The organism is Streptomyces sp. YIM 98790 (genome assembly GCF_011421595.1).
Lineage (GTDB): Bacteria > Actinomycetota > Actinomycetes > Streptomycetales > Streptomycetaceae > Streptomyces.
This window is the reverse complement of sequence record NZ_WTLH01000305.1, coordinates 1-4,404: the sequence shown is the minus strand read 5'-3', so window position 1 is coordinate 4,404 and position 4,404 is coordinate 1. Positions and strand designations below refer to the sequence as shown.

Below are 4,404 nucleotides of genomic sequence, written 5' to 3'. Positions count from 1 at the left end.
GGCGGGGGCATACCCGGCGGGGACCGGGCCGGCCGCGCCGCGGCCCCCGGCAGCCGCTCCGCCTCCCGGGACACCCCCGGCACCCCGCCCGGCCCCGCGGAGCACACGGAGCCCGCGGAGCGCACGGAGCCCGCGGAGCGCACGGCGAACGCGGAGAGCGCTGCCCCGCAGACCGCGGAGGATGCCGCCCCGGACCCCGGGCACGGGGATCCGCCGCCGACCGGGCGGGCGGCGCTGCTCTCCGGCCTGTGGCCCCCGCGGGTCAGCCGGGCCCAGCTGATCGCCGCCGCCCTGCTGTTCGTCCTCGGCCTCGGCCTGGCCATCCAGGTCCGGGCGGCCAGCGAGGACAACGTGCTGCGCGGTGCCCGCCCCGAGGACCTGGTCCGCATCCTCAGCGACCTGGACGAGCGCACCCGCCGCCTGTCCGAGGAGCGGGACAGTCTGGAGGAGCAGCGCACCGAGCTGGAGAACAGCTCCGACCAGGCCGAGGAGGCCCGCCGCCAGACCCGCGAGCGGGAGCGCCAGCTCGGCGTGCTGGCCGGCACGGTCGCCGCCACCGGCCCCGGCATCGTGGTGCGCATCTCCGACCCGCTGGCGGGTGTCGGCGCCGATCACCTGCTGGACGCGGTGCAGGAGCTGCGCGCGGCCGGTGCCGAGGCGCTGCAGGTCAACGACGTGCGCATCGTGGCGGGCAGTTCCTTCACGGACGACGACGGAGCGGTGGTGATCGACGGGGTGCGGGTCACCCGCCCGTTCGAGATCGCCGCCATCGGACGCCCGCAGGATCTGGAGCCGGCCCTCAACATCCCCGGGGGAGTGGTCCAGTCCCTGGAACAGGAGAGCGCCGCGGTGACGATCAGCCGGCCGGAGCAGGTGACCGTGGATGCCTTGCGATCCTCGGAACAGCCTGACTACGCTCAGTCGTCACCATGAGCGGCGGGTCCGCCCAGGGGGGCTGCCGGGGCACATCTGGCCCGGTGAGGGAAACTGAACGTGAGGCCCGGACGTTGGCAGGACGTCCGATGGGCCGTGAGAGACAATGGACCGCCCGTCCGCTCAATCAGCCGGGCGGCCTAGGTGCGAGGGGAATCGCCGGTGAGTTTTTTCGCTAAGTTGTTCGGCAGGCGTCAGGGCGGCACTGACCACGCCGCGCGGCACCGTGCCGACCGGAGTGGCGATATGCCGGCGGGCACGCCGGGCCAGCCGGCCGGGCGCCCCCTGTTCCGGGACGAGATCTCCGCCCCGGCCGGCGGCATAGGCTCCGGAGACGACTCCACCGCGGCCATGCCGGCTGTCGGCGCGGTGACCTGCGCCCGCTGCGGCAGCCGCAACGGCGCCGTCGCCCGGTTCTGCTCCAACTGCGGCAATCCGCTGCGCGGCGGCACGCCCTACGCGGAGGGGTCCTCCTCGGACACCACCTCCACGCTCTCCATCTCCGGGATCGAGGCGTACGAGGCCGAGATGACCGGCCAGAACCCCGGGCTGTCGCCCGAGGCCCAGGCCGCGGTGGACGCCCTGCCGCCCGGCTCGGCGCTGCTGATCGTCCGGCGCGGCCCCAACTCGGGCAGCCGCTTCCTGCTCGACGGCGAGGTCACCACGGCCGGCCGGCACCCGCAGAGCGACATCTTCCTGGACGACGTCACGGTCTCCCGCCGCCATGTGGAGTTCCGCCGGCGTCCCGAGGGCGGGTTCAGCGTCGCCGACGTGGGCAGCCTGAACGGCACCTACGTCAACCGGGAGCCGATCGACTCGGCGGTGCTGTCCAACGGGGACGAGGTGCAGATCGGCAAGTACCGGATGGTCTTCTACCTCGGCCAGCGCTGAGCGGCCCGGCCGCCGCCGCGCCCGGCCGTCGCACGAACCGCCGTACTCCGGCCCCCGCGGCCGGACGGCAGGGGCACGGCCGCGGGTGTGTTCGCACCCCGCGGACGTGCTCGACTATCCAAAAGGTCCGCGCTCGTCCTAGGGTTGCTGTGTGAACCAGCTCGACGTAGTGGGTGTCCGGGTCGAAATGCCCAACAACCAGCCGATCGTTCTGCTCCGGGAGGTGGGAGGCGACCGGTACCTCCCCATCTGGATCGGCCCCGGGGAGGCCACCGCGATCGCCTTTGCCCAGCAGGGGATGGTTCCCACCCGGCCGCTGACGCACGACCTGTTCAAGAACGTCCTGGAGGCGTTCAGCCAGGAACTGACCGCCATCCGCATCACCGATCTGCGCGACGGCGTCTTCTACGCGGAACTCGTCTTCGCCAGCGGCATCGAGGTCAGCGCCCGCCCCTCCGATGCCATCGCCCTCGCCCTGCGCGTCGGCGCGCCCATCTACGGCAGCGACGAGGTCCTCGACGACGCCGGAATCATCATTCCGGACGAGCAGGAGGACGAGGTCGAGAGGTTCCGCGAGTTCCTCGAACAGATTTCGCCGGAGGACTTCGGCACCAGCCAGTGACCCGGCCCGCCCGCGCCCGGTGACGGGGCGTGGCGATCGTTGACGCACCACAGGTGCGTGCCTAGCGTCATTGGGGCATGTCTATCAGGAGTGCCGAGCCGCCGCCCCCGGCCAGCCACCGGAACGGGCGGCGCCGAACAGGCACGATCAGGCATGCAGAACGGAGGCCGGCGTGACAGGTAACGGCGACAGCGGAGCGATGGGCGGGCTGTCCGCACTGCCCAGCAGCCCGCCAGGCGCTGACCTGCGGACGGTACCGCCCCCGGGCCGGGTCCGGGGGCAGCAGGACACCCACCGCCTCGGCTACCGCGGCCCCAGCGCCTGCGCGGCCGCGGGGATCACCTACCGGCAGCTCGACTACTGGGCCCGCACCGGTCTGGTCGAGCCCAGCGTGCGCCCCGCGCACGGCTCCGGCAGCCAGCGGCTCTACGGCTTCCGGGACGTGCTCACCCTCAAGATCGTCAAGCGGCTGCTGGACGCCGGGGTCTCGCTGCACAGCATCCGCGCCGCGGTGCAGGCGCTGCGCACCGTGGAACTCTCCGAGCTGCCGTCCCTGGTCCTGATGAGCGACGGCGCCACCGTCTACCGCTGCTCCTCGGCCGTGGACATGGCCGAGCTGCTCAGCGGCGGCCGCGGGATCTTCGGCATCGCGGTGGGCGCGGTCTGGGCCGACGTGGAGCAGGCGCTGTCCCGGCTGCACGCCGAGCGCGCCGACACCGGGGAGCCCGTGGCCGCCGACCACCCCGAGGACGAGCTCGCCCGCCGGCGGCGCATGCGCTGACCGCGGTGGCCGCCGCGCGCGGATGTCGGTGGTCCGGGGGACGATCGAGGCATGCGCGGTGAACCGAGCATCCTGCATCTGGACATGGACGCCTTCTACGCTGCCGTGGAGCAGGCGTCCAAGCCGAGTCTGCGCGGCCGGCCGGTGATCGTCGGCGGGCTCGGCCCGCGCGGCGTGGTGGCCACCGCCTCCTACGAGGCCCGGGTGTTCGGCGTGCGGTCCGCGATGCCCACCGCGCAGGCCCGGCGGCTCTGCCCGAACGCCGCCTACCTGGCGCCCCGCTTCGCCTTCTACCGCACGGTCAGCGCCACCGTGCTGGGCGTGCTGGAGGAGATCTCCCCGCTGGTGGAGCCGCTCAGCCTGGACGAGGCGTTCGTGGACCTGGCGGCCGCCCGCACCGCCCCGGCCCCCGCGGCCACCGGTGCGCTGCGGGCCACCGCCGAGACCGTCCGGGCGCGGATCCGTGCCCTGACCGGGCTGACCTGCTCGGTGGGGCTGGCCGGCTCCAAGATGCTGGCCAAGATCGGCTCCGAGCAGGCCAAGCCGGACGGGCTGGTGGTGATCACCCCCGGTGAGGAGCGCGCCCTGCTCACCCCGCTCCCGGTGCGCACCCTGCCGGGCGTGGGACCGGCCACCGAGGCCGCGCTGCGCAAGGCGGGCATCATCACGGTCGGTGACGCGGCCCGCGCCGGTGAGGACGAACTGGTCCGGCTGCTCGGCCGGGCGCACGGCACCGCGGTGCACGCCATGTCGCTGGGCATCGACGACCGCCCGGTGGTCGCCGAGCGGGACGCCAAGTCCGTCTCGGTGGAGGACACCTTCGACGAGGACGTCACCGCCCGCCCCCGGGTGCGGCTGGAGGTGGACCGGCTGGCGCTGCGCTGCGCGGAGCGGCTGCGCGCCGCCGGGCGCTCCGGCCGCACGGTGGTGCTCAAGGTGCGCGGACCCGACTTCACCACCCTGACCCGCTCGGAGACGCTGCGCGGTCCCACCGACGATCCCGGGGTGATCCGGGAGGCCGCCGCCCGGCTGCTGGAGGGCGTGGACACCACCGAGGGGGTGCGGCTGCTGGGGGTCGGGGTGAGCGGTCTGGCCGGCTTCACCCAGGAGGACCTGTTCGCCCAGGCCGCCCCCGCCGGGCCGGCCCGGCCGTCCGGGGCGCCGGGGCCCGGCGGCG

The 4,404-nt window shown here is 74.3% G+C and carries 5 protein-coding genes; all 5 read left to right on the top strand.

What is annotated here, in order from left to right:
* Positions 1 to 9 precede the first annotated feature (9 nt).
* Positions 10 to 933 carry a DUF881 domain-containing protein gene (locus GQS09_RS27150; protein ID WP_165990179.1) on the top strand — a complete coding sequence of 308 codons (924 nt, stop codon included), beginning with the start codon at positions 10 to 12 and terminating at the stop codon, positions 931 to 933.
* A 144-nt stretch (positions 934 to 1,077) separates the two neighbouring features.
* Entirely contained in the window at positions 1,078 to 1,824 is a 747-nt protein-coding gene (locus tag GQS09_RS27145; protein ID WP_313896364.1) for an FHA domain-containing protein, read from the top strand.
* 151 nt (positions 1,825 to 1,975) lie between these two features.
* The gene (locus GQS09_RS27140; RefSeq protein ID WP_165990176.1) at positions 1,976 to 2,446 is read left to right on the top strand and encodes a bifunctional nuclease family protein; all 471 of its coding nucleotides are present in this window, start codon (positions 1,976 to 1,978) and stop codon (positions 2,444 to 2,446) included.
* A gap of 199 nt (positions 2,447 to 2,645) precedes the next feature.
* Positions 2,646 to 3,227 carry a MerR family transcriptional regulator gene (locus GQS09_RS27135; protein ID WP_165990178.1) on the top strand — a complete coding sequence of 194 codons (582 nt, stop codon included), beginning with the start codon at positions 2,646 to 2,648 and terminating at the stop codon, positions 3,225 to 3,227.
* A gap of 51 nt (positions 3,228 to 3,278) precedes the next feature.
* The coding region (locus GQS09_RS27130; RefSeq protein ID WP_165990175.1) for a DNA polymerase IV at positions 3,279 to 4,404 on the top strand (1,126 nt) is incomplete at its 3' end.

What these genes read in the sequence shown, in the direction of transcription:
- GQS09_RS27135 (WP_165990178.1), top strand. Translation starts at nt 2,646, where the DNA reads ATGGGCGGGCTGTCCGCACTGCCCAGCAGCCCGCCAGGCGCTGACCTG.